The following is a 21,513-nucleotide window of genomic DNA, read 5'->3' on the forward strand; positions in this document are numbered from 1 at the left end:
CGACATCAGAATTCCTTATTAAACCGATATGTAAATAATATTGAGCGATAAGATTCACTTATCGTCACGATTATTTGTGATATCGGGTGGATGACTGGCGCCAATCTGGAGAAGGAAGGCTAGGAATGAACCGCTTTGTCGCTGCAACACCGAGTAAGTGCATCGGCTGTCGGACGTGCGAGGTCGCCTGCGTGCTGGCTCATGCCGGCGACGCGAGCGTCGAGAGGCTTTCCGGCCTCACCTTCATGCCGCGCCTCACCGTGGTCAAAACCAGGACCGTCAGCACGACGGTAACCTGCCATCACTGTGAGGACGCCCCTTGCGTGAACGCCTGTCCGAGCGCCGCCATCTCCTATCGCGACAACAGTGTGCAGGTCGATCAGGAACGCTGCCTCGGCTGCAAAACCTGTATGATCGCCTGCCCCTTTGGCGCGATGAACGTCATCACGGTCCCAGCGACCCGCCAATTCGCCGGCGTCACGCTCGCGGCCGGAGTGAAGGCGCAAGCGCACAAATGCGATCTGTGCATCGGCCGCGACGGCGGACCGGCCTGCGTTTCCGTCTGTCCGACCAAGGCCCTGCAGGCCGTGGGCCGGGCCGAAATGGATCAAACGCTCCGCCTGCGCCAGGAACGCGCGGTCGATAGCTTGGTGGGCAACGCCTTGGCCGTTTGACCACCCCTTCGTTTTTGAGATTGCGAGGTAAACCATGGAAAAGCATATGACCGTGTGCCCCTATTGCGGGTCTGGCTGTAAGCTGAATTTACTTGTCGAAAACAATAAGGTGGTCGGCGCCGAACCCTTGAACGGGGTGACCAACGAGGGCGAGCTCTGTCTCAAGGGCTATTACGGCTGGGATTTCATCAATGACACCAAGATCCTGACGCCCCGCCTCAAGCATCCGATGATCCGCCGCAGCCGGGACGCCGAGTTCGAAGTGGTCTCCTGGGACGAGGCCATCAAATTCACCGCCTCCCGACTCGCCGCGGTGAAGGCCAAGTATGGTCCGGATTCCATCATGCTTACCGGTTCGTCACGCGGCACCGGCAACGAGTCCAACTTTGTGATGCAGAAATTCGCCCGCGCCGTCGTCGGCACCAACAATGTCGACTGCTGCGCCCGCGTCTGCCACGGCCCGTCGGTCTCCGGCCTGATGGTGACGCTGGGCAACGGCGCCATGAGCAACTCGATCTGCGAGATCGAGGACAGCAAATGCATCCTGGTATTCGGCTACAACGCCGCCGACAGCCATCCGATCGTCGCCCGCCGGATCATCAAGGCCAAGGAGAAAGGCGCGCAGATCATCGTCTGTGATCCGCGCCGCATCGAGACGGCCCGCATCGCCGACATGTGGCTGCAGATGAAGAACGGCTCGAACATGGCCCTGGTCAACGCCTTCGCCAACGTTCTGATCACGGAAGGCCTCTACAACAATGATTACGTGGCGAATTTCTCGGAAGGGTTCGAGGAATACAAGGCCACCGTCGCCAAATACACGCCGGAATACGTCGAATCCATCACCGGCCTGTCCGCCAAGGAAATCCGCGAAGCCATGCGCATGTATGCCGCGGCGCCGTCGGCAACCATTCTTTGGGGCATGGGCGTGACCCAATGGGGTCAGGCCGTCGATGTGGTGAAGGGATTGTCCAGCCTGGCGGTACTGACCGGCAATCTGGGCCGGCCGAACGTCGGTGTCGGCCCCGTGCGCGGCCAGAACAACGTTCAGGGCGCCTGCGACATGGGTGCCCTGCCCAACGTCTTCCCCGGCTATCAAAGCGTCACCAGTCCGGAGGCCCGCGCCAAGTTCGCCAAGGCCTGGGGCGTCGAGAGCCTGCCGGACAAGATCGGCCTCAGCATCACCGACGTGCCGCACATGGCCGAAGAGGGCAAGCTCAAGGCGTTCTATTGTTTCGGCGAGGATCCGGCGCAGACCGAACCCGATCTGAATCTGGTCCGCAAGGCCTTCGAAAAGCTGGACTTCATGATCGTGCAGGACATTTTCATGACGAAAACGGCGATGTTCGCCGACGTCGTCCTGCCCGCCACCTCCTGGGGCGAACATGATGGCGTCTTCTCCAGCGCCGACCGCGGCTTCCAACGGTTCACCAAGGCCGTCGATGCCAAGGGCGACGTCAAGCATGACTGGGAAATCCTCGGTCTGCTGGCGACGGAGATGGGCTATCCGATGAAATACAAGGACACCAAGGAGATCTGGGACGAGTTGCGCGAGCTTTGCCCGCTCTATTACGGCGCGACCTATGAGAAGCTGGATGGCCTGGGCTATATTCAATGGCCCTGCACCACGCTCGACGCCCCCGGCACTCCCTATCTTTACGAAGGCAACGTCTTCCAGCGCGAAGGCGGCAAGGCGCTGCTGTTCGCCTCGGAGTGGCGTCCGCCGCTCGAGAAGGTCGATGCCGAATATCCTCTGGGCCTCTGCACCGTCCGCGAGGTCGGCCATTATTCCTGCCGATCGATGACCGGCAATTGCGTGGCCCTGCAGACCCTGGCCGACGAACCCGGCTATGTGACGATCAATCCGCAAAACGCCAAGGAACTGGGCATCCGGGATCAGCAACTGGTCTGGGTCGCCTCCCGCCGCGGCAAAGTCATCGCACGGGCCAGCATCACCGAGCGCACCAATGTCGGCGCGGTCTACATGACCTATCAATGGTGGATCGGCGCCTGCAACGAACTGACGGTACACCACGTCGACCCGATCTCGAAAACGCCGGAGTACAAATTCAGCGCCGTGCGTCTGGAGGCGATCGCCGACCAGACCTGGGCGGAAAACTACGTCCAGCAGGAATATGCCAAGCTCAAGGGGTCCCTGAGCAAGGAAGGCAGCAGGGTTCCCGCTTACGCCTGAGCGGGATAGGACGGACGGACCGGAATCACCGCCCCTGGTGGTTCCGGTTCACCGGTCGCCGGCCGACGAACGAATGCTCCGTTTTTGAAGTTCCTGAAATCGCTGGCGACGAGGATGCCGGAACTTTAAAATCGCCTCACGCGTCGAGGGAGAGTCCGCATCCATGCACGAACTAACCATCTGCGAGGCCCTGCTCGAGCGTATCGCCAGTGAACGCGATACCCGGCATTTCGCCCGCGTCCAGAGAATCCGCCTGGAAATCGGCCGCCTCAGTTGCCTGGATCCCGACACGCTACGCTACGCCTTCGGCATCATCAGCCGGGAGACGTTTCTGGAACATGCCGTCCTTGATATCGACCAGCCTCCCGGACGGGCGGTTTGCCTCGATTGTGGCGCCGAGGTCGAAATCACCTCCCGGCAGGACGACTGTCCCGCCTGCAAGGGCGGACGGCTGAAGACGGTGGGCGGCGACGGGATGCGTTTCGTCGAAATGGAAGTCGTTTGACCGGACGCCGCGCCTCAGGGGGGTCAAGGCCAAGCTCCCCCAGTTGATCACCCGATCCATTTCTCAAGGACGCCTCGCATGTGCATCGCCCTTCCCGTCAAGATCGTCGCCATCCTCGATGCCGGGAAATCCCTCGTCCTGGTCGAGGGGGCCGGCGGACAGGACGAGGTTTCGGCGGCCCTCGTCGCCGACGAAACGGCCGCCGGGGCCGATCTGCTCGGCCGTTGGGCGGTGGTCCATTCCGGATTCGTTCTTTCGCTGATGGACGAGCGGGAAGCCCGCTCCCGGCTTGCCGTCTTCGCGGCGATGGAGGGCCGGCCCGTCGCCAGCGACGATCTCCGACCGGATTTCGACGATGGCGCCGACGGTCCGACGTTCCCCTGATGTTTCCCCATGCAGCATTTTGCCGCGTTGGACGGCAATGTTACACTTTCCCCGGGGGCACATTCGGATACGCTTCGGATGCGGCGACCAGAACGGGCGACGCTCGGATTTGTGACGTGCGCCTGAGCAAGCCCGACCCGAATGGACCTTTAGCATGCAAGACAAGCTCGAATTCCTGATCGCCCTGGCCCGAGAAAAGCACTTCGGGCGGGCCGCCCAAATCTGTGGCGTGTCGCAACCCAATCTTTCGCTGGCGATCAAGCAGCTTGAGGCGCATTTCGGGGTTCCCCTGGTCGACCGCGGATCGCGCTTCGTCGGCTTCACCGCCGAAGGCCAGCGCGTGCTGGAATGGGCGCGACGCATCGTCGGTGATACGCGGGCCATGCATGCCGACATCGAGACGATGAAGCAGGGCCTGACCGGACATTTGCGGCTGGCCGTCGTGCCGACCGCCCTGCCGATCGTCTCGAAGATCACCGCCGCCTTCTGGAGGCAGCATGCCGGGGTCAAACTGACGATTTCCTCGCATACCTCGACCGAGGTGTTGTCACGCCTCGACAACCTCGAAGCCGAGGCGGGAATTACCTATCTCGACAACGAGCCGGTGGGACGAGTCGTCGAGATCCCCCTCTACCGCGAGCGCTACCATCTGGTCACCGGACCCAACGGGCCGTTCAGCGAGCGCCAGAGCGTAACCTGGGAAGAAGTCGCCACCCTGCCGCTTTGCCTGCTCAGCCCCGACACGCAAAACCGGCGGATCATCGATCACATCTTCAAGGAAGTCGGCGTCCACGTCGACCCGATCCTGGAATCCAATTCGCTGATCGCACTCGCCACCCATCTGAAGACGGGACTGTGGTCGACGGTAATGCCCCGCATCGTGGCGGAACCCCTGGACTTTCCAGGCCATCTGCGGACGATTCCCATCGTCGCGCCGGAAATGAGCACCCTGATCGGCATGGTGGTGTCGATCCGGGATCCGCAACCCCCGCTCACCGCCGCCCTGATCAACGAGGCCCGGTTGCTGGCCACCCAGTTGTCGGAACTGGCCTAGGGCCTGAGGACAATTGGCGATTGGCCGGATGTGGTTCGTCCTCTTGATCGTTCCTGTGCGCTCCGGCTTTTGATGAACCACCAAGACACCAAGTCACCAAGGTGGCGGAGTGTGCCACAGGCATTTTCCCGTCCTGTCATCGGCTGTCGGCCGAATGCCTGCGGCGCAGATTGGCCGCCACCGACTGATCCGAAAGACGCCTTGGTGACTTGGTGTCTTGGTGGTTCAAAATATCCGGGGGTTCCTTTCAAGCCATTGGGGAACCAGAGGAAACGAGAGTAGCCTTAAGCCCCCCATGATGAATGTCCACAGAGCCTAAGGGCTTGGGGCGAAATGATCGCTCCAAGCCCTGAAGCCCGAGCGGCGCATGAGCCGGCCGAAGCCGGAGGCGCAGGCATCATATAAACCCTTAGGCTCTGGAGCGATTGTTTCGGCCCAGAGCCTAAGGCTTCCGCTCGGGCTTTAAACCAACACCGTCGTCACCGACGAAATCCGGCGCTTGCGCAGGCTGGCATCCATCATCGCCTGATCGATGACATCGAGGGCCTTGGTCGGGCAGACGGAAACACAGGCGGGGCCCTCTTCGCGACCGTCACAAAGATCGCATTTCCGGGCTTCCGTTTTGATCCGCCGGCCGGAGGACGACTCTTGCGCCGCCACCGTGACGACCGACATCGCCCCGAATGGGCAGGCCAACATGCAGGTTTTACAACCGATGCACCGGTCCTGGATCACCTGGACCGAGCTGTTGCGATAGACGATGGCGCCGTTGGGGCACACCCTGGCACAGGGGGCGTCTTCGCAGTGGTGGCAAAGGATCGGGGCACTGACGCGGTCCGACTTCACCACCCTCAGGCGCGGCATGAAATCCTGCGCCCAGGGCGTTTCCCCGGAAGCGCCGCCGGCATGGGCCACGACGCAGGCTATCTCGCAGGTGTGGCATCCTATGCACTTCATGGGATCGGCGAATACGAACCGGTTCATCAGTCCTCCTCTACTTTTAGTACCAAGTCTCGATAAGTGCTGCTCATCGAGACTTGGGCCGGCCCCCGCCGGCCTTACCGGCAATTATCGGGAACGTGCGCGAAGCGCATGGGGCGTTGGCGCGAAGCCAAGGGGTGCGGAGGCACCCCGGAACGCCAAAATGCCGGCAGGGCCTCCAGTAATCCCGGAGACCCCGCTTGTCAAAGCTCAAAGAACGAATAGGGTGCCGCCTTTGGAGGCCACGCCTCAAAGACCGACCGATCGCGCCGCCTGGGCGGCGGAAAGGCCGTCATGGATGATCAGCCGGCAGCCCCGCATCACGGCAGGGGGATTTTTCGCCTGAAAAATGGTCCGGCCGAACAGAATGCCGGCGGCGCCGCCGGCCATCACCTCGGCCACCAGTTCCAGCACTCCGATGTCGGAACCGCGGCTGCTGCCGCCGGCGATCAGCACCGGCACCGGCGAGGATTCGGTGACGGGCCGCAGCCCTTCGGCGCTGCCCGGCCAGTCGGTCTTGACGATGTCGGCCCCCATCTCGATGCCGATACGGGCATGGAAGGCGACGAAGTCGGGATCGAAGACGTCCTTGGCCAGGGCGTTGCGCGCCCCCATGGTCTCGATGATATGGAGAATGCCGTATCTGCGGGCGGCCTCGTTGACCTTGGCGCAGTCCTCGAAGGACCGCGTCTCCAGGGCCGGATCGTTGGGGGCGACGAACAGATAGGTGATCACCGCCTCGGCGCCGAGCGCCACGGCGTCCTCCACCGAGGCGATCAGGCGGGTATGCCCGTCACGGTAGGCCAGCGGCGAGCCTTCCCGCCACATGGTGGTCTGATCGAGGCGCAGGATCAGCGCCGGCCCGCGCTTCGCGGCCAGTTCCCGGCCGAAATGCATGGCCGATCCCAGCGGCAGGATGACGGCGTCGACGCCGGCCTCGGCCATCATCCGCAAGGTCTCCGCCGGATGGGTCAGCCCCGGTGCCGGCCCCAGTTGCAGCGCATGGTCGAAGGCGATGCAGAATCCGCGCCCGGTCTGAGGATTGATCAGACGCGACAGGCGCCGCTGTTTTCCTACCGTAGCCAACATGAGAGGTACCTCCCTTTAGGGTCTGTTCATCAGGCCCTTATACCAACTCTCGGTGATCGAAACCGATCACCGAGCCCTCAATCGCCGGGCGGGATACATCCGTATCCCTTGGCTTCGCGCCAACGATGGCGCGGGCCCTCAATGGGCCAGCCAAGTCTCGATGAGTCATCCTCATCGAGACTTGGCCTTAAACCAACTCGAACGCGATGTTGGCCTGCTGCAGCCTTTGCGCCGCCGGCGCATCCAGTTGCGCGCCGATGAAAACCCGATCGAATTCCGACAGGTCGGCGAAATGGTTGAGGGCGCGCGCCTTGAATTTCGAATGGGTCAGCAACAACACCGAACGCTCCGCCGAACTCATCAAGGCACGCTTCATGCGCACCACCTCCTGGTCCTGGTGATAAAGCGACGTGCCGATCACCGAGGATGCCGAAAGGAACGCCCAGTCGGCCCGCAGCTTCGCCAGCGATTGTTCGCAAACCAATCCGTAGAAACCCTGGAAGGTGTCGTTATAGGTCCCGCCGGTCAGGATCAGGTGGATATTGGGGCGCCCCCGCAGACGTTCGCACACGGCCAGGGAATTGGTGATGATGGTGATGAAATCGATGGATTCGAATTCCTCGGCCAGCATCAGGGTGGTGGTGCTGTCATCGATCATGACGACGTTCCCCGGTTCCACCAGGGCGCCGGCCGCCTTGGCCAGGGCGCGTTTTTCGGCGACTTCCGTTTGCATGCGATAATGGAAATTGCTTTCGAAAAGCAGCGAGCCTTCGGCCGTCGCCCCGCCCCGTCCCTTGCGCAGCAACCCGCGCTCCTCCAGAAGATCGAGGTCGCGGTGGATGGTCATCCGGCTCACGCCGAAGTGGTCCGCCAACTGGTCGAGCTGGACCGTCCTTTCGGCCATCACCAGATTGACGATTTCGCGTCTCCGCTCGGAAGGGGTCATCTTCGCACCGTCATGCCTGTCGTTGAGGGAACCGTCCATCGTCATCGTCCGGCCATCACGCGGCCGAAGGCGTCCGTCCCGCCGGCCTGTCCGCCCTTCAGCACCACCTCGACGCCGTCGATCGCCGGATCGGGAGCGTGAATACGACACAATGGCGCCCCCGGCAACAGCGGTCCGGCGACTTGCAAGGCCTCGATCCCCATGGCCTCCGCCGCGTAGGACGAACTGTCGCCACCGGCCAGCAGGATCCGGCCGAGCCCGCCCCTGGCCAGCACATCGCGAACCACCCCGCCCAGAAAGCCGCCGAGAACCCGCGAGCTGTCCTGCCCCGACAATCCCCGGCGGTCCAGCGCGGCGCGGGTCGGCGCGATGCGGGCGTCGGCGGGCCCGCGAGCCGAATGCAAGACCACGCCGGCGCTTCCCGCCAGGGCGCGTTCGATCTCGGCGATCAAATCGTCGCGGACACCGTCGCCGCCACCGCTGGCGATCAGTCGCGGCGTGTCGAGCGCGATCAGGGCGAATCCCCGGCTTTCGGCCCAACCGATCTGTTCGGCGGTAATCGGCGAGCAACTCCCGCACAGAACCAGAAGCTTATCCGCGGCCCCCCTAGCGGCGGGCGGGGGGACCATGGGCCGGCCGGTCGCCGCGAAATGCTCCGCCAGGGCGTATTCGACACCCGACGAGCCGACCAGGAATCGCGGCGCCGTCTCGGCATGGCGGACCATCAGGCGGCCGGCGGCCAAGGTCGTCGCGGAATCGAAGGTATCGAGAATCAGAATATCGACACCGGAGGCGAATTCGGCCGCCATGGCGGCGTCGGCGTCGGGGGCCAGCATCCGCCGGAAATCGAAACCGGCGATCCGGCGGGCCGTCTGGGCGCCCAGATGCCGCCGCAGATCGGCTTCCCCCATCGGCGTCACCGGATGACGGCTCATGGTCGGATGACGATCGATGCGGAAGACCTCGTCGCCGCCGGAAAAGGCCGCCGAGGCGAACAGGGTGGAAAACATCACATAACGTTTGTGACGGGCGACGCCGACCACCACCAGGACAGGGCCTTCGAAGACATCCTGGCCGATCTCGGCCGCCCGGCCGATGCTGCCGACATTGGGCGCGGAATCGAAGGTCGAGCAGGTCTTATAATGGCAGAAGGGAGCCCCCAGGGCCTTCAGGCGCCGGAAAACCCCCGGCAGTTCCTCATCCATCCATTCCGGCGGGCGGCTGCGGCTGGTGCCGGCCACCCCCACCGCGGCCACGCCCGGATAGCGGGCAAGATCGGATAGCGACGGCGGAGCCAGGAACAATATGGTGGGAATGCCCGCCATGGTCAGGGCTTCCATGGCATCGGTCGATCCGGTGAAATCGTCGCCGTAGAAGGTCAATGCCAAGCGGCTGGAGATGTCCGTCTTTTCGTCCATGACCGTCCATTCCCGTTGATGTCCGGAGCCCCGCGCCACGGCGGATCGGACAGGCGACACATCGCGAAAGATATTTCGCACCATCTTATTGAAAGAAATGTAACATGTTTTATGTGATAATTGTGAGATAGTCTGCACGGTGTCAACGGATTTCCGATGGCGGGCAGCGGCGGCGAGAAGGAATTTTCGGGATGAGAGGAATGAACAGCATCGGCATCACCATGGGCGATCCCGCGGGAATCGGCCCCGAGGTCATTTGCAAGGCGATCGCACGCATGACGCCGCAGGAAAAGTCGGCGACCCTGGTCATTGGCGATCCGGTGTTCATGGAGCGGGCGAACAGGCTGGTGAAAGCCGGCCTCGCCTTCGTGCCGGAGGGCACGGAACCGGTGCCCGAGGGCGCCGTCCGCCTTCTGGCCATCGACGCGCCCAACCGCGACGCCATCCTGCCCGGCGTCCTGTCGCCGGACGCCGGAGAGGCGGCCTACCGCTGCGTCAAGAAGGGCGTCGAACTGGCTTTGGGCGGCGCGATCGACGTTCTCGTCACCGCCTCGATGAACAAGGCCGCGCTGCGCGCCGCGGGGCATCCCTTCAACGGACATGCCGGCCTTCTCGCCCACTTCACCGGGGTGAAGCAATCCTACGCCGTGCTGGCCTGTCCGCAGATGACGGTGATCCATGTCTCGACGCATGTGTCGCTGGCCAAGGCGGCCGAGGCCTGCCGCGTCGAGGCGATCTTGAAGACCATCCGCGCCGGCCACGCCCATATGCAAAGCACCGGCATCGAGCACCCGCGGATCGCCGTCGCCGGCCTCAATCCCCATTGCGGCGAAGGCGGACTTTACGGCAGCGAGGATGACGACTACGTGGTCCCGGCCATCGCCCAGGCCAAGGCCGAGGGCCTCGATGTGGCCGGCCCGGTCCCCGGCGACGTGGTCTTTCAGCAGACCGTGGACGGAAAATACGATCTGGTGGTCGCCCAGTTCCATGATCAGGGCCATATTCCGGCCAAGCTGATCGGCCGGCATGAAACGGTCAACGTCACCGCCGGCCTGCCCATCCTGCGCACCTCGGTCGACCATGGCACGGCCTTCGACATCGCCTGGAAGGGGGTCGCCGACCCCGACAACATGATCGCCGCCATCGCCATGGCCCGCACCATGCGGCCGGTGAAAACGGCTTGAAATGACGGAAACGGGCGGGGGAAGTTAAAAAGTCCCTGCCCATTGGCGCTAGCATAAGAAAAATCTCCCCTCGCCCCTTGCGGGAGAGGGGACGAGCGAAGCGAGTTGGGTGAGGGGACTTACGCGCGGGAGCGCGGAAAAAGCGTGCAGAAACAAGCAAGTCTTTATGTCGCGCGGACGCGCTCACCCCTCACCCGGCCGCTAAAGCGACCACCCTCTCCCGCAAGGGGCGAGGGTTAAGCTAGCGCATTGAGCCCCCCTCACCCTTTGAGCGTCTTCAGATCGGGGAAGGGACGGATCGGGTCCTTGCCGTCCCAGTCCTGGGCGGCTTCGCGGATCATGCGGAACAAGGTGCCCTTGGGCCCGGCGACTTCCGACAATTCGATCACGGTCCCGGGATGGTACTCGGTCTCGAAATAGACATAGCGGCCATTGCTGCCGACCTCGCCTTGCATTCCCACCGTGAACCCTTGCGCCAGAAGGCGTTCCAGATCGGCATCGAACGACTGCGTCCAATAGGCGACATGCTGGGCGCCGCTGTGCCCGGCCGCCAGGAAATCGCGATACATGGTGGGGGCGTCGTTGCGCTGCTGGATCAGCTCGATCTGCAGGGGGCCGGAATTGGCCAGGGCCACCGAGGTCACCGGGGACGACGGCTGTCCCTTGTAATGGAATTTCTCCACCGGCACCCGCTCGGCATAGAACCAGGGGCCGATTCCCAGCACCTCGGCCCAGTAGCGCATCGCCGCCTCGATGTCCGGAACGACATAGGCAACCTGCCTGATCTCACCAAAAAACCTGCTCATGGAACACCTCTCCTCCACGCTCCCGTTCGGCTCCGCATATCACATACAGAACATCATTTACGGTGTAGTGTATCAATATTCATGTTATGATGCCAAGCCTGAACAAAAAAACCAGGGAGGAAAGAAACATGACGCCGATAGGCCGCCGCACATTCATCGCAGGGGCCGCAGCCGCGGCTCCGTTACTGGCATTCCCGGCGATCCGCGCCCATGCGGCGAGTCGCATCAGCCTCAAATATGGCAACAACCTTCCCCTGTCGCACCCCTTGAACGTCCGCTCGCACGAAGCGGCGGAGCGTATCAAGAAGGAAACCAACGGCGAGGTGGAGCTCAACATTTTCCCCAACAATCAGCTAGGCGGCGACACCGACATGCTGAGCCAGGTGCGCAGCGGTGCCCTGGACTTCTTCACGCCGTCCGCCCTGGTCCTGGCCACCCTGGTTCCGGTGGCGCCGATCAACGCCGTCGGCTTCGCCTTCGCCAATTACGAACAGGTGTGGGCGGCCATGGATGGTGAACTGGGGGCCTTCGTCGCCGCCGCCATCGAAAAGGTCGGACTGCATCTCCTGGAGAAGATCTGGGACAACGGCTTCCGCCAGATCACCACCTCGTCGAAGCCGGTCAACACGCCCGCCGATCTGGCCGGCATCAAGATCCGCGTCCCGGTCAGCCCCCTGGGCATCAGCCTGTTCCAATCCCTGGCGGCCTCGCCGACCAGCCTGCAGTTCAGCGAGGTCTACACCGCGTTGCAGACCCATGTGGTCGACGCGCAGGAAAACCCGCTGCCGATCATCCAGACGGCCAAGCTTTACGAAGTGCAGAAATATGTCTCGCTGACCAACCACATCTGGGACGGCTTCCTGTTCGTCGCCAGTGGCAAGACCTGGAAGCGGCTGCCCGACGACATCCGCACCATCGTCGCCCGCGCCATCAACGAGTCCGGCGTGCAGCAGCGCCAGGACATCGCCAAGCTCAATCAGTCGGTGCAGACGGACCTGCAGGGACTGGGCATGGTCTTCAACAAACCGGAACCGCAGGCCTTCCGCGACACCCTTCGCAAGGCCGGATTCTATGCGCAGTGGAAGGAGAAGTTCGGCGCGGAAGCCTGGACACTCCTTGAAAAATATGTCGGTCAGCTCGCCTGACGTGACGGCGATCGTCGGCGCGTCCTGCCTATCGGCAGACGCGCCGACCGCGCTTCAACGCGCCGCCGGGCGCTTGAATCGTTGGCTGGCCGTCCTCACAGAAGTTCCCGCGGCCATCCTGGTGGTGGCCGAGATCGCCGTGCTGTTCACCGGCGTCGTCTTCCGCTACGGCCTCAACCGGCCCCTGGTCTGGAGCGACGAGTTGGCCAGCGTGCTGTTCCTATGGCTCTGCATGCTGGGCGCCGTCATCGCCCAGCGCCGGGGCGCGCATATGCGCCTCAGGGCCCTGGCCGCCAGTCTCAACGAGCGATGGCGCCATCGGCTGGAGGCATTCTCGACTTCGGTCGTCGCCCTGTTCGTCATCGAAATCATCGCCCCGGCACTGGAATACACCACCGATCAGGCGATGATCACCACGCCCGCCCTCAATATGCCCGACAGCTACCGCGCCCTGGCGATCCTGGTCGGCTCCGTGCTCATGCTGCTGGTCGTCCTGCTTCAGGTCATCGAACGGACCATCGGCCGCGAACTGCTGGCGAGCCTGGCCATCATGGGAGTGGTCGCCTTGGGCCTGTGGCTCGCCGAACCGGTCCTTTCCACCATCGGCAACTGGAACCTGCTGGTGTTCTTCGGCCTGATCGTCCCCTGCCTGGTGATATCGGGAGCGCCGATCGCCATCGCCTTCGGCGTCGCCACGCTTACCTATCTCGGCATGATGACCGACATGCCGCTTTCCGTCGTCGTCAGTCGCATGGACGAGGGCATGTCGACCCTGGTGCTGCTGTCCATTCCGCTGTTCATCTTCTTAGGGTTGCTGATCGAGATGACCGGATTGGCGGCCGTCATGGTCGCCCTTCTCTCCGCGCTGGTCGGACATCTCCGCGGCGGCCTGTCCTATGTTCTCGTCGGAGCCATGTATCTGGTTTCGGGCATTTCGGGATCGAAGGCGGCCGACATGGCGGCCATCGCCCCCGTCCTGCTGCCGGAAATGACGCGGCGCGGCAAGGAGCCGGGCGATCTGATCGGCCTGCTGTCGTCCTCGGCGGCGATGGCGGAGACCATTCCGCCCAGCATCGTGCTGATCACCGTCGGTTCGGTGACCGGCGTCTCCATCGCCGGCCTGTTCTCCGGCGGCCTGCTGCCGGCGGCGCTCGGCGCCCTGGGTCTGGTCGCGGTCATCTTCATGCGTTCGCGCAAGGATGACGTCGGCGAGGTCCGCCGGGCATCCGGACGGGAAATCGGCAAGGCCCTGATCGTCGCCCTGCCGGCCCTCATCCTGCCCATGGTCATCCGCTGGGCCGTGGTCAGCGGCGTGGCCACGGCGACGGAGGTGTCGTCCATCGGCATCGTCTATACGGTGTTGATGAGCCTGGTGATCTACCGTCGTTTCCACTGGAAACGCTGCGGTCCGCTGCTGGTCGAGACGGCGTCGCTCTCGGGCGCCATCCTGATCATCTTGGGGACGGCGACGGCCATGGCCTGGGCTTTGACCCAGTCCGGCTTTTCGGCGCAACTGGCGGCCGCCATGGCCGGAGTGCCGGGGGGACGGGCCGGATTCCTCGCCCTTTCCATCGTCGTCTTCGCCATCCTGGGCAGCGTCCTGGAAGGTATTCCGGCCATCGTCCTGTTCGGTCCGCTGCTGTTCCCGGTGGCGGCGGCCTTCGGCATCAACCAGATCCACTATGCCATCATGGTGGTGCTCTCGATGAGCCTGGGCCTGTTCACCCCGCCGCTCGGCATCGGCTTCTATCAGGCCTGCGCCATCGGGCGGGTCGATCCCGAGAAGGCCATGCATGCCTGCTGGCCCTATATGGCGGCCCTTCTGATCGCCGCCATCATCGTCGCCTGCGTGCCCTGGCTGGCCCTGCCGGGGTTCTGAGAACAGCCCATCAAAGGTGACGTCGGCCTACCCGGCCGGCGTCACCGCTCTTTTTTCCCGATGTCGGCAATGGCACTCTGTCCCCTCGCACAGACGAGGAGCGCCCCCCATGACGGCACCTGAGTTCCTGCAAGGCTTCATCGGACGAGACATCCTGGCCGGCGAGGTGACGATCCATGCGGCCATCGCCGGCAACGGGCCGCCGGTTCTGTTGCTGCACGGCCATCCCCAGACCCACGCCACCTGGCACGCCGTCGCCCCCGCCCTGCTTGCCGCCGGCTTCACGGTGGTGGCCTGCGATCTGCGCGGCTACGGCGATTCCGACAAGCCCTATGGCGGCGAAGACCACGTCAATTATTCGAAGCGCGCGATGGCCGCCGATCAGGTGCGCGTGATGCGCGCCCTGGGCTTCGAGCGTTTCGCCGTGGTCGGCCATGATCGCGGCGGACGCGTCGCCCATCGCATGGCGCTCGATCATCCCACCGCCGTCCGCCGGCTGGCCGTGCTCGACATCGCCCCCACCGCCACCATGTATGCGAAGACCGACAAGGAATTCGCCACCCGTTATTTCTGGTGGTTCTTCCTGATCCAGCCCTTCGACCTGCCGGAACGCATGATCGGCGCCGATCCGGCTTTCTTCCTGGACAGGCATCTGGACGGGCAAAGCGGGACGCCGGGCATCCCCACCGCGGCCCTGCGGCGGGAATATCTGCGCTGCTACGACAATCCGGCGACCATTCACGCCATCTGCGAGGATTACCGCGCGGCGGCCGGCATCGATCTCGACCACGACCGCGCCGACGGAGAAAAGCGCGTCACCGCGCCGCTGCTCGCCCTGTGGGGAGCCCTGGGAACGGTGGGCGCCCTTTACGACGTCCTGGCGACCTGGCGGGAAAAGGCTTCGGGTCCCGTCCAGGGCAAGGCGCTGCCCTGCGGCCATCTACTGCAGGAAGAGGCGCCGGACGCCCTGCTGGCCGAGCTGCTGCCCTTCCTGCAGGCCCCCGACTGATCCCGGGTTACCTTAAGGGGCTGCGGCCGACGGGCGCCACACCGGTGCCATCGTGCCGGCCCGGCGATGGACAACCACCAAGGCACCAAGACACCAAGGCGGCGGAGTGCGCCGCAGGCATGTCCCGTCCGGACGGCGACGTCGCGACGGATGACCGAATGAACGCCTGCGGCGCGTCCGCCTAATCCGCCGTCCGCTCTCGCGGGGAACGCCTTGGTGCCTTGGTGTCTTGGTGGTTCATCACCGTTATGGACCACCCTGTCCTATCCGGGACGCCTCGCCACATCAGCGGCATCGTGCCGGCACGGCGATGGACAACCACCAAGGCACCAAGGCACCAAGGCGGCGGAGTGCGCCGCAGGCATGTCCCGTCCGGACGGCGACATCGCGCCGGATGACCGAATGAACGCCTGCGGCGCGTCCGCCTAATCCGCCGTCCGCTCTCGCGGGGAACGCCTTGGCGCCTTGGTGTCTTGGTGGTTCACCTGCGTTATGGACCACCCTGTCCTATCCGGGACGCCTCGCCACATCGGCGGCATCGTGCCGGCACGGCGATAGACAACCACCAAGGCACCAAGACACCAAGGCGGCGGAGTGCGCCGCAGGCATGTCCCGTCCGGACGGCGACATCGCGCCGGATGACCGAATGAACGCCTGCGGCGCGTCCACCCAATCCGCCGTCCGCTCTCGCGGGGAACGCCTTGGCGCCTTGGTGCCTTGGTGGTTCACCTGCGTTATGGACCACCCTGTCCTATCCGGGACGCCTCGCCACACCGGCGGCATGGGCGGCGAACCATGTCTTCAGGAACTGCACGCAGACGCGCAGGCGGCCCGATCCCTCCAGCCGCTGCGGATAGATCGCCGCGACGTCGGCGGCCTGATGATAGTCGGGCAGCAGGCGGACCAGGCGGCCCGAGCGCAACTCCTCGCCGACATCCCAGGTCGAGCGAAGGAAGACGCCATGTCCGTCGAGGCCCCATTGATGAACGATTTCCCCGTTGTTGGAGGAAAGCGGCGCCTGAACTTTCACGGTTTCCATGCCCTTGGGGCCGGACAGGCGCCACAGACCGAAGGGCAGATCCCTTTCACGGGTGACGATACAGCGATGATGCGCCAAATCCTCCAGCGCCCGCGGCGTACCATGCCGGGCCAGATAAGCCGGCGAGGCGCACAGAACCCGGCTGTTGCGGACAAGGTGCTGGGCGATCAGGCTCGCCTCATGCGATCCGCCCACCCGGATGTCAAGATCGAAACCCTCGCCGATCAGATCCACCGGACGGTCGAGCAGTTCCAACTGGAAATGCAGAAGCGGATGCAGCCTGGCCAGTTCCGAAAGAGCCGGCGCCAGCTGATTGCGCCCGAAGCCGGCGCTCGAACTGATGCGCAAAAGGCCGCTCGGCGTCGCCTGGGCGCTGGCCACCGCGTCGGACATCTGCGCGACCTCGTCCAGTATCTGCTGGGCGCGGCGCAACATCTCCGCCCCTTCCTGGGTCAGGCTGACATTGCGGGTGGTGCGGTGGAACAGACGAACCTTGAGCGCGTCTTCCAGCACGGCGATCCGTTTGCTGACGAAGGCCGGCGACATCCCTTCCCCGCGCGCCGCCGCGGCGAAACTGGAGACCCTGGCCACCGTGGCGAACAAGGACAAGTCCTTGAGAGCGATTTTATTATTCACGATTCGTGATCGCCGCTTTGACAAGACTGCCGATTATATCTTCCTGGAAATCAATTACCATCATCATGGGAAATTCGGCATCGGCCGGAACAGAAGCGTCACGGGAGGAAAAACATGGCCCCACATAAGATCGCAGTCATTCCAGGCGACGGCATCGGCCGGGAGGTCATGCCCGAGGGCGTCCGGGTTATCGAGGCGGCGGCCCGGAAATTCGGCATCGCCCTCGACCTCGTGCCGCTCGATTGGGCCAGCGCCGACTACTATACCCGGCACGGCCGCATGATGCCGGAGGACTGGTTCGACCGCTTGCGCGGTTTTGAAGCCATCTATTTCGGCGCCGTCGGCTGGCCGGCCGTGGTCCCCGACCATGTGTCCCTGTGGGGCTCGCTGATCCAGTTCCGCCGCGGCTTCGACCAATATGTCAATCTCCGCCCGGCCCGCCTGATGCCCGGCGTGCCCTCGCCCCTGGCCGGCCGCAAACCCGGCGACATCGACATGTGGATCGTGCGCGAGAACACCGAGGGCGAATATTCGACGGTCGGCGGCAGAATGTTCGAAGGCACCGAGCGCGAGTTCGTCCTCCAGGAGGCCGTCTTCACCCGCACCGGGGTCGATCGCGTCCTGAAATTCGCCTTCGATCTGGCCGCCAGCCGGCCGAAGGCGCATCTGACCTCGGCGACCAAGTCGAACGGCATCGCCATCAGCATGCCCTATTGGGACGAGCGGGTCGAAGCGATGGCCAAGGACTATCCGAAAGTTCGCTGGGACAAATATCACATCGACATCCTGACCGCCCGCTTCGTCCTGAGCCCGGAACGCTTCGATGTAGTGGTCGCCTCCAACCTGTTCGGCGACATCCTGTCCGATCTCGGCCCGGCCTGTACCGGAACCATCGGCATCGCCCCCTCGGCCAATCTCAATCCCGAACGGAAATTCCCCTCGCTGTTCGAACCGGTGCACGGCTCGGCCCCCGACATCGCCGGACAGTTCATCGCCAATCCGATCGCCGCCATCTGGTCGGGCGCCATGATGCTCGATTTCCTGGGCAACGGCAGCCCCGCCCACAAGGCGGCGCACGACGCCATCATGGCGGCGGTGGAAAAGGTCCTCCTGGAGGGACCGCACACCCCGGATCTGAAAGGAACGGCGAAGACTGAGGACGTCGGCAAAGCCGTCGCCGCCGCCTTGCATGGCTAAGGCCTGTCGTCAGTTACCGCTCGCCCGGTATATCTTGGTTTCGCGATTCACTTAAAAGACGCCATGCCCGGCCTTGAGCCGGGCATCCACGCCGCCGAACAAGTCTCCGTCGTTCGCTCCCACCACGTGGTAGGCCGTGTCGAGCACACGGCTGTCCGGCACAGTTTGTGCTGTGCTCGCATTTGAGTGATAGCCGCAACCAAAAACCGTCATTGCCGGACTTGATCCGGCAATCCATGATTGCATGGATCGACCGACGTCATTGAAAGCGGGCACGTGGATGCCCGGCTCAAGGCCGGGCATGACGATCTTTTGTGGATAAACCGGCCGTAATTTTTCCCGAATATCGATGGCAAAATCCGTGCCGGACAGCCGTGTGTCGAGCACGGCCATGACGGTTTCCGGGGCCATCAGCACGATAATCCCGGTAACTGACGACAAAGGGATTAGAAGGAACCACACGGTCACCAACGACGTCAGTGCGAATGCGCCTTTTGTCCGCCAACGGACAGACAGGTTCATCGATCCTCCCCATAGTGTTGGGCGTCACCCTTGGACTCTCCTGATGGAACGCCCAGAACCATTATTCAGGAGAAGGCTTCGTTCCCCGGCAAAACCGGGGAACGAACGCCGCCTCGGCGGCAGGATCCCGCCAAGACTAACCGAAAAAGAGCCCAGTTAGGCCGCGGTACGACCGTAGGCCGTCGCCACGGCAACCGGATCGTTGGAGATGGCCCGCAGATAGGCGGCGGCAACGGCGTCAGGCTCGGCGCGACGCTGTTCCCATTCCTGCTGGGTCCGCACCGGAATACCATAGGTTGCCGAAAATTGTTCCTGGCTCATCTTGGCCTGCAAACGGGCGCGCTTGGCCCGGGGGGACCGGCCGCATATTGGCCAGGGTGCTATTGCTCAGTTCATTGGCCATGCTGTCACCGTGAAAGTTCAAAATAGCGGTTTGTCTCGCGACGAGGGAATTCCCGCCCGGCCGAACAGGCGCACCCTCCGGCAAGTGCCACGATATGTCGAGTTCACTATCGGCGGTCTCGGCAAACCGTCCGGCGCGGAATGGGTGAAAATGGCTCGTCACGCGGCATCAAGCGGACTTCGCCCCCATTGATCCAACGCGGCGATAGATGCAGGACCTCAAGGAACCAGGCCTGGTCGAGCACCGGCTTATAGATGCGAAAGGTCTTCATCACCGACAAGGTGGCTGCCGAATCGAGCGGCCCCATGTAGGAAACGTCGCCGTCCCGAAAATGAGGCCCCTCCGTCCACATTCGAACTTGCGCGTCGCTCAGGAAAAAGCATCCGGCCGAAGGGTAGCTGGTCCGTTCCAACTGGATCGTCTCGTCGATGAAGGGCATCTGCAGGCGAGGGCGGTCCGTCACGTCCTGATGAGGAGCGGTGAGCTCCGGACGCAGATGGTAATCGACGTAGAGCTTCTGCACCGGCCCGTCCGGGCGGACTTCGCAGCGATTGGGCTGCAGCAGCGCCTCCGGCCCGAACTGACGATCGAACAGCCGGCGCTTGCGGAAAAACAGCGGATCGATGACGGCGATATCGTCTTCGATATAGCCGTAGTAATCATAGTGTCCGATCGCCTCGCCCAGCAGGCGATGGCATTCGAACCCCAGCATGGCAGGCTCCACCGCCGCCGCATGCTGCCGATAGAACGGTGTTAGCCAGGGCAATTCACCCAGCAGATGATCTTCGCCGGCAGTACAGACGACGATGTCGATGTCATGACGCACCGAGGGGGCCGCCTGCCAGGCGGCCGCCCCCTGATGATCGAGACCGTAGATCCGGTTGCCGAAGGCCTGATGCAGCGCGGCGATGGCGGCGACCAGGGAACGCCGCCGCTCGGCCCGCGCCCGCGGCTGGCGCGACCGGTTGTGCGCCTGGTCGCTTTCCTCGCGGAAATAATGCGGCATGGCAAACAAGATGCGCATCGCCCCGTCAGACCCGCGTCATCGCCATCAGTTCCGTCGAGGCGGCGTCGAAGACGTAATCCCAATCGGCCTCGCCACGCGGCCGAAACAGCCGCATGGAGGGATACCAGGGGCTGTCGGTACGTTCCATCAGCCACAGCCAGTGGGCCCACAGGCCCAACAGCAGCCACACCGGCTTGCCCATGGCGCCGGCCAGATGGGCCACGGCGCTGTCGGTCATGACGATCAGGTCGAGGCCGTCGATGGCGGCGGCCGTATCGGCGAAATCATCGATCAGCGGCGACAGATCGATGATCGGCCCGCCGCGCGGCAGCGCCCGCAGTTCCTGCTCACGCGGGCCTTTCTGCAGGCTGTAGAGCTGCACGCCGGGCAGGGCGAAGCCCAGGAAGAAGCGCAGCAGCGGCTGGGCGCGTTCCTTGTTCTTCTTGAAGGTGACGCTGCCCGACCAGACGATGCCCACCTTCAGCCGTCCGCCGGCCCGGGCCAGCAACGGGGCGAACTTGGCCCGCCGTCCGGCCGGCGCCTGCAGATAGGGGGTCGGCGGCAGGACGGACAGATCGGGAGTGAACAATCCGGGCAGGCTGCACAGATAGCAATGATAGTCGGCCTCGGGCAGCGGCTGGTCGCGCGGGATCAGCCGGTCGGCCACCCCCATGCCGTCGATCAGGGGGATCAGCTCGGCCTGGCATTCCATCACCAGTTCGCCGCCCAGGGCCTTGACGCGGGCCAGATAACGGGCCGCCCACAAGGTGTCGCCGAATCCCTGTTCGACCACCAGCACCAGGCGTTTGCCGGCGTAAGGCTGGCCGGCCCAGGACTCGCCCGGCAGCGTCTTCGGCGGCAGTTGCCCGGTGACGCGGCGGGCCTCGTAGTCGGGCCAGGCCTGGGCGTAATTGCCGAGATAGAGATAGCTGCGCCCCCGGTCCCAGCGCGCCATGTGACGGGCCGGATCGATGGACAGGGCCCGGCTGAAGGCGGTCACCGCCTCGCCATGCAAACCGGCCTCGGCCAGGGCCGAGCCCAGGTTCTGCCACAAGAGCGCGTCGTCGCTCTTGGCCAGGGCGATGGCGCGGCGGTGCGCCGCCACCGCGCTTTTCAGATATTTGAGATTGGTCAGGGTGTTGCCGAGATTGGTCCAGATGCCGGCGCCCAAGGGGTCGCAGGCGATGGCGTCGCGGTAGCACCACAAGGCATCGAGATGACGGCCCAGGGCGGCGAACATGACGCCCCTGGCATTGCGCAGGTCGGAATTGCCGGGATCCTTGGCGATCGCCTCCCTGAGCACGGCCTCGGCCTCGGCGAATTTGCCGGCGCCGTGCAAGGCCGCCGCTTGGGCAAAGGCCTCGGGCGACGAGGGAATGGGCGGGCTTCTCGGGTGAAGAAGAGCCCCCTTGGCCGCTACCGGGGAGCGCAGCCGGTGAGAA

At 64.0% G+C, this 21,513-nt stretch carries 20 protein-coding genes; 10 read left to right on the forward strand and 10 right to left on the reverse strand.

Features of this window, described 5'->3' with window-relative positions; genetic code table 11:
• The first annotated feature begins 125 nt into the window (after window positions 1-125).
• The 5 genes from CWS72_RS22085 (at window position 126) to CWS72_RS22105 (ending at window position 4,811) form a co-directional block, all read left to right on the forward strand.
• Window positions 126-674, forward strand: coding sequence for a 4Fe-4S dicluster domain-containing protein (locus CWS72_RS22085; protein ID WP_101252815.1), 549 nt, complete (start codon window positions 126-128; stop codon window positions 672-674).
• 46 nt (window positions 675-720) lie between these two features.
• On the forward strand, window positions 721-2,868 hold the full coding sequence (fdhF, locus tag CWS72_RS22090) for a formate dehydrogenase subunit alpha (protein WP_241911849.1): 2,148 nt from the start codon (window positions 721-723) through the stop codon (window positions 2,866-2,868).
• Between the two features lie 163 nt (window positions 2,869-3,031).
• On the forward strand, window positions 3,032-3,373 hold the full coding sequence (hypA, locus tag CWS72_RS22095; protein ID WP_101252817.1) for a hydrogenase maturation nickel metallochaperone HypA: 342 nt from the start codon (window positions 3,032-3,034) through the stop codon (window positions 3,371-3,373).
• A gap of 78 nt (window positions 3,374-3,451) precedes the next feature.
• Window positions 3,452-3,757, forward strand: coding sequence for a HypC/HybG/HupF family hydrogenase formation chaperone (gene hypC / locus CWS72_RS22100; protein ID WP_101252818.1), 306 nt, complete (start codon window positions 3,452-3,454; stop codon window positions 3,755-3,757).
• Window positions 3,758-3,911: 154 nt separating this feature from the next.
• Window positions 3,912-4,811 carry a LysR family transcriptional regulator gene (locus CWS72_RS22105; RefSeq protein WP_101252819.1) on the forward strand — a complete coding sequence of 300 codons (900 nt, stop codon included), beginning with the start codon at window positions 3,912-3,914 and terminating at the stop codon, window positions 4,809-4,811.
• A 462-nt stretch (window positions 4,812-5,273) separates the two neighbouring features.
• On the opposite strand, the gene CWS72_RS22110 is transcribed toward CWS72_RS22105, so the two are convergent.
• From CWS72_RS22110 to CWS72_RS22125, 4 genes are all read right to left on the reverse strand, one after another.
• On the reverse strand, window positions 5,274-5,795 hold the full coding sequence (locus tag CWS72_RS22110; protein ID WP_101252820.1) for a 4Fe-4S dicluster domain-containing protein: 522 nt from the start codon (window positions 5,793-5,795) through the stop codon (window positions 5,274-5,276).
• A gap of 246 nt (window positions 5,796-6,041) precedes the next feature.
• Window positions 6,042-6,881 (reverse strand): class I fructose-bisphosphate aldolase, encoded by an 840-nt coding sequence (locus CWS72_RS22115; protein ID WP_101252821.1) that lies wholly within the window; start codon window positions 6,879-6,881, stop codon window positions 6,042-6,044.
• 187 nt (window positions 6,882-7,068) lie between these two features.
• Complete coding sequence (locus CWS72_RS22120) at window positions 7,069-7,866, reverse strand: DeoR/GlpR family DNA-binding transcription regulator (protein ID WP_158240775.1); 798 nt, start codon at window positions 7,864-7,866, stop codon at window positions 7,069-7,071.
• 2 nt (window positions 7,867-7,868) lie between these two features.
• The gene (locus tag CWS72_RS22125) at window positions 7,869-9,245 is read right to left on the reverse strand and encodes a four-carbon acid sugar kinase family protein (protein ID WP_158240776.1); all 1,377 of its coding nucleotides are present in this window, start codon (window positions 9,243-9,245) and stop codon (window positions 7,869-7,871) included.
• A 191-nt stretch (window positions 9,246-9,436) separates the two neighbouring features.
• Here CWS72_RS22125 and pdxA point away from each other — a divergent pair, with 191 nt between their 5' ends.
• Window positions 9,437-10,429, forward strand: coding sequence for a 4-hydroxythreonine-4-phosphate dehydrogenase PdxA (gene pdxA, locus CWS72_RS22130; protein ID WP_101252824.1), 993 nt, complete (start codon window positions 9,437-9,439; stop codon window positions 10,427-10,429).
• Window positions 10,430-10,689: 260 nt separating this feature from the next.
• On the opposite strand, the gene CWS72_RS22135 is transcribed toward pdxA, so the two are convergent.
• Window positions 10,690-11,235, reverse strand: a complete 546-nt coding sequence (locus CWS72_RS22135) for a VOC family protein (RefSeq protein ID WP_101252825.1) — start codon at window positions 11,233-11,235, stop codon at window positions 10,690-10,692.
• Window positions 11,236-11,363: 128 nt separating this feature from the next.
• Between CWS72_RS22135 and CWS72_RS22140 the strand changes: the two genes are divergently transcribed.
• The 3 genes from CWS72_RS22140 (at window position 11,364) to CWS72_RS22150 (ending at window position 15,268) form a co-directional block, all read left to right on the forward strand.
• Window positions 11,364-12,380, forward strand: a complete 1,017-nt coding sequence (locus CWS72_RS22140; RefSeq protein WP_101252840.1) for a TRAP transporter substrate-binding protein — start codon at window positions 11,364-11,366, stop codon at window positions 12,378-12,380.
• Complete coding sequence (locus CWS72_RS22145) at window positions 12,361-14,259, forward strand: TRAP transporter large permease (protein WP_101252826.1); 1,899 nt, start codon at window positions 12,361-12,363, stop codon at window positions 14,257-14,259. The genes CWS72_RS22140 and CWS72_RS22145 overlap by 20 nt, the downstream gene beginning before the upstream one ends.
• A gap of 109 nt (window positions 14,260-14,368) precedes the next feature.
• Window positions 14,369-15,268 carry an alpha/beta fold hydrolase gene (locus tag CWS72_RS22150; RefSeq protein ID WP_101252827.1) on the forward strand — a complete coding sequence of 300 codons (900 nt, stop codon included), beginning with the start codon at window positions 14,369-14,371 and terminating at the stop codon, window positions 15,266-15,268.
• A gap of 751 nt (window positions 15,269-16,019) precedes the next feature.
• Here CWS72_RS22150 and CWS72_RS22155 read toward each other — a convergent pair.
• Window positions 16,020-16,943, reverse strand: a complete 924-nt coding sequence (locus CWS72_RS22155) for a LysR family transcriptional regulator (RefSeq protein WP_101252828.1) — start codon at window positions 16,941-16,943, stop codon at window positions 16,020-16,022.
• Between the two features lie 114 nt (window positions 16,944-17,057).
• Here CWS72_RS22155 and CWS72_RS22160 point away from each other — a divergent pair, with 114 nt between their 5' ends.
• Window positions 17,058-18,140: a tartrate dehydrogenase gene (locus tag CWS72_RS22160; protein ID WP_101252829.1), complete on the forward strand. Its 1,083-nt coding sequence runs from the start codon at window positions 17,058-17,060 to the stop codon at window positions 18,138-18,140.
• 51 nt (window positions 18,141-18,191) lie between these two features.
• Here the strand turns inward: CWS72_RS22160 and CWS72_RS22165 are convergent, their stop codons facing one another.
• The 4 genes from CWS72_RS22165 to CWS72_RS22175 form a co-directional block, all read right to left on the reverse strand.
• Complete coding sequence (locus CWS72_RS22165; protein ID WP_146002837.1) at window positions 18,192-18,662, reverse strand: hypothetical protein; 471 nt, start codon at window positions 18,660-18,662, stop codon at window positions 18,192-18,194.
• 156 nt (window positions 18,663-18,818) lie between these two features.
• Complete coding sequence (locus CWS72_RS27925) at window positions 18,819-18,983, reverse strand: helix-turn-helix domain-containing protein (RefSeq protein ID WP_158240777.1); 165 nt, start codon at window positions 18,981-18,983, stop codon at window positions 18,819-18,821.
• Window positions 18,984-19,171: 188 nt separating this feature from the next.
• Window positions 19,172-20,089 (reverse strand): hypothetical protein, encoded by a 918-nt coding sequence (locus CWS72_RS22170; protein WP_101252831.1) that lies wholly within the window; start codon window positions 20,087-20,089, stop codon window positions 19,172-19,174.
• A gap of 7 nt (window positions 20,090-20,096) precedes the next feature.
• Window positions 20,097-21,503: a tetratricopeptide repeat protein gene (locus CWS72_RS22175; RefSeq protein WP_338056216.1), complete on the reverse strand. Its 1,407-nt coding sequence runs from the start codon at window positions 21,501-21,503 to the stop codon at window positions 20,097-20,099.
• Window positions 21,504-21,513 lie beyond the last annotated feature (10 nt).

The sequence above is a fragment of the Telmatospirillum siberiense genome, from assembly GCF_002845745.1.
Classification (GTDB): domain Bacteria; phylum Pseudomonadota; class Alphaproteobacteria; order Rhodospirillales; family Magnetospirillaceae; genus Telmatospirillum; species Telmatospirillum siberiense.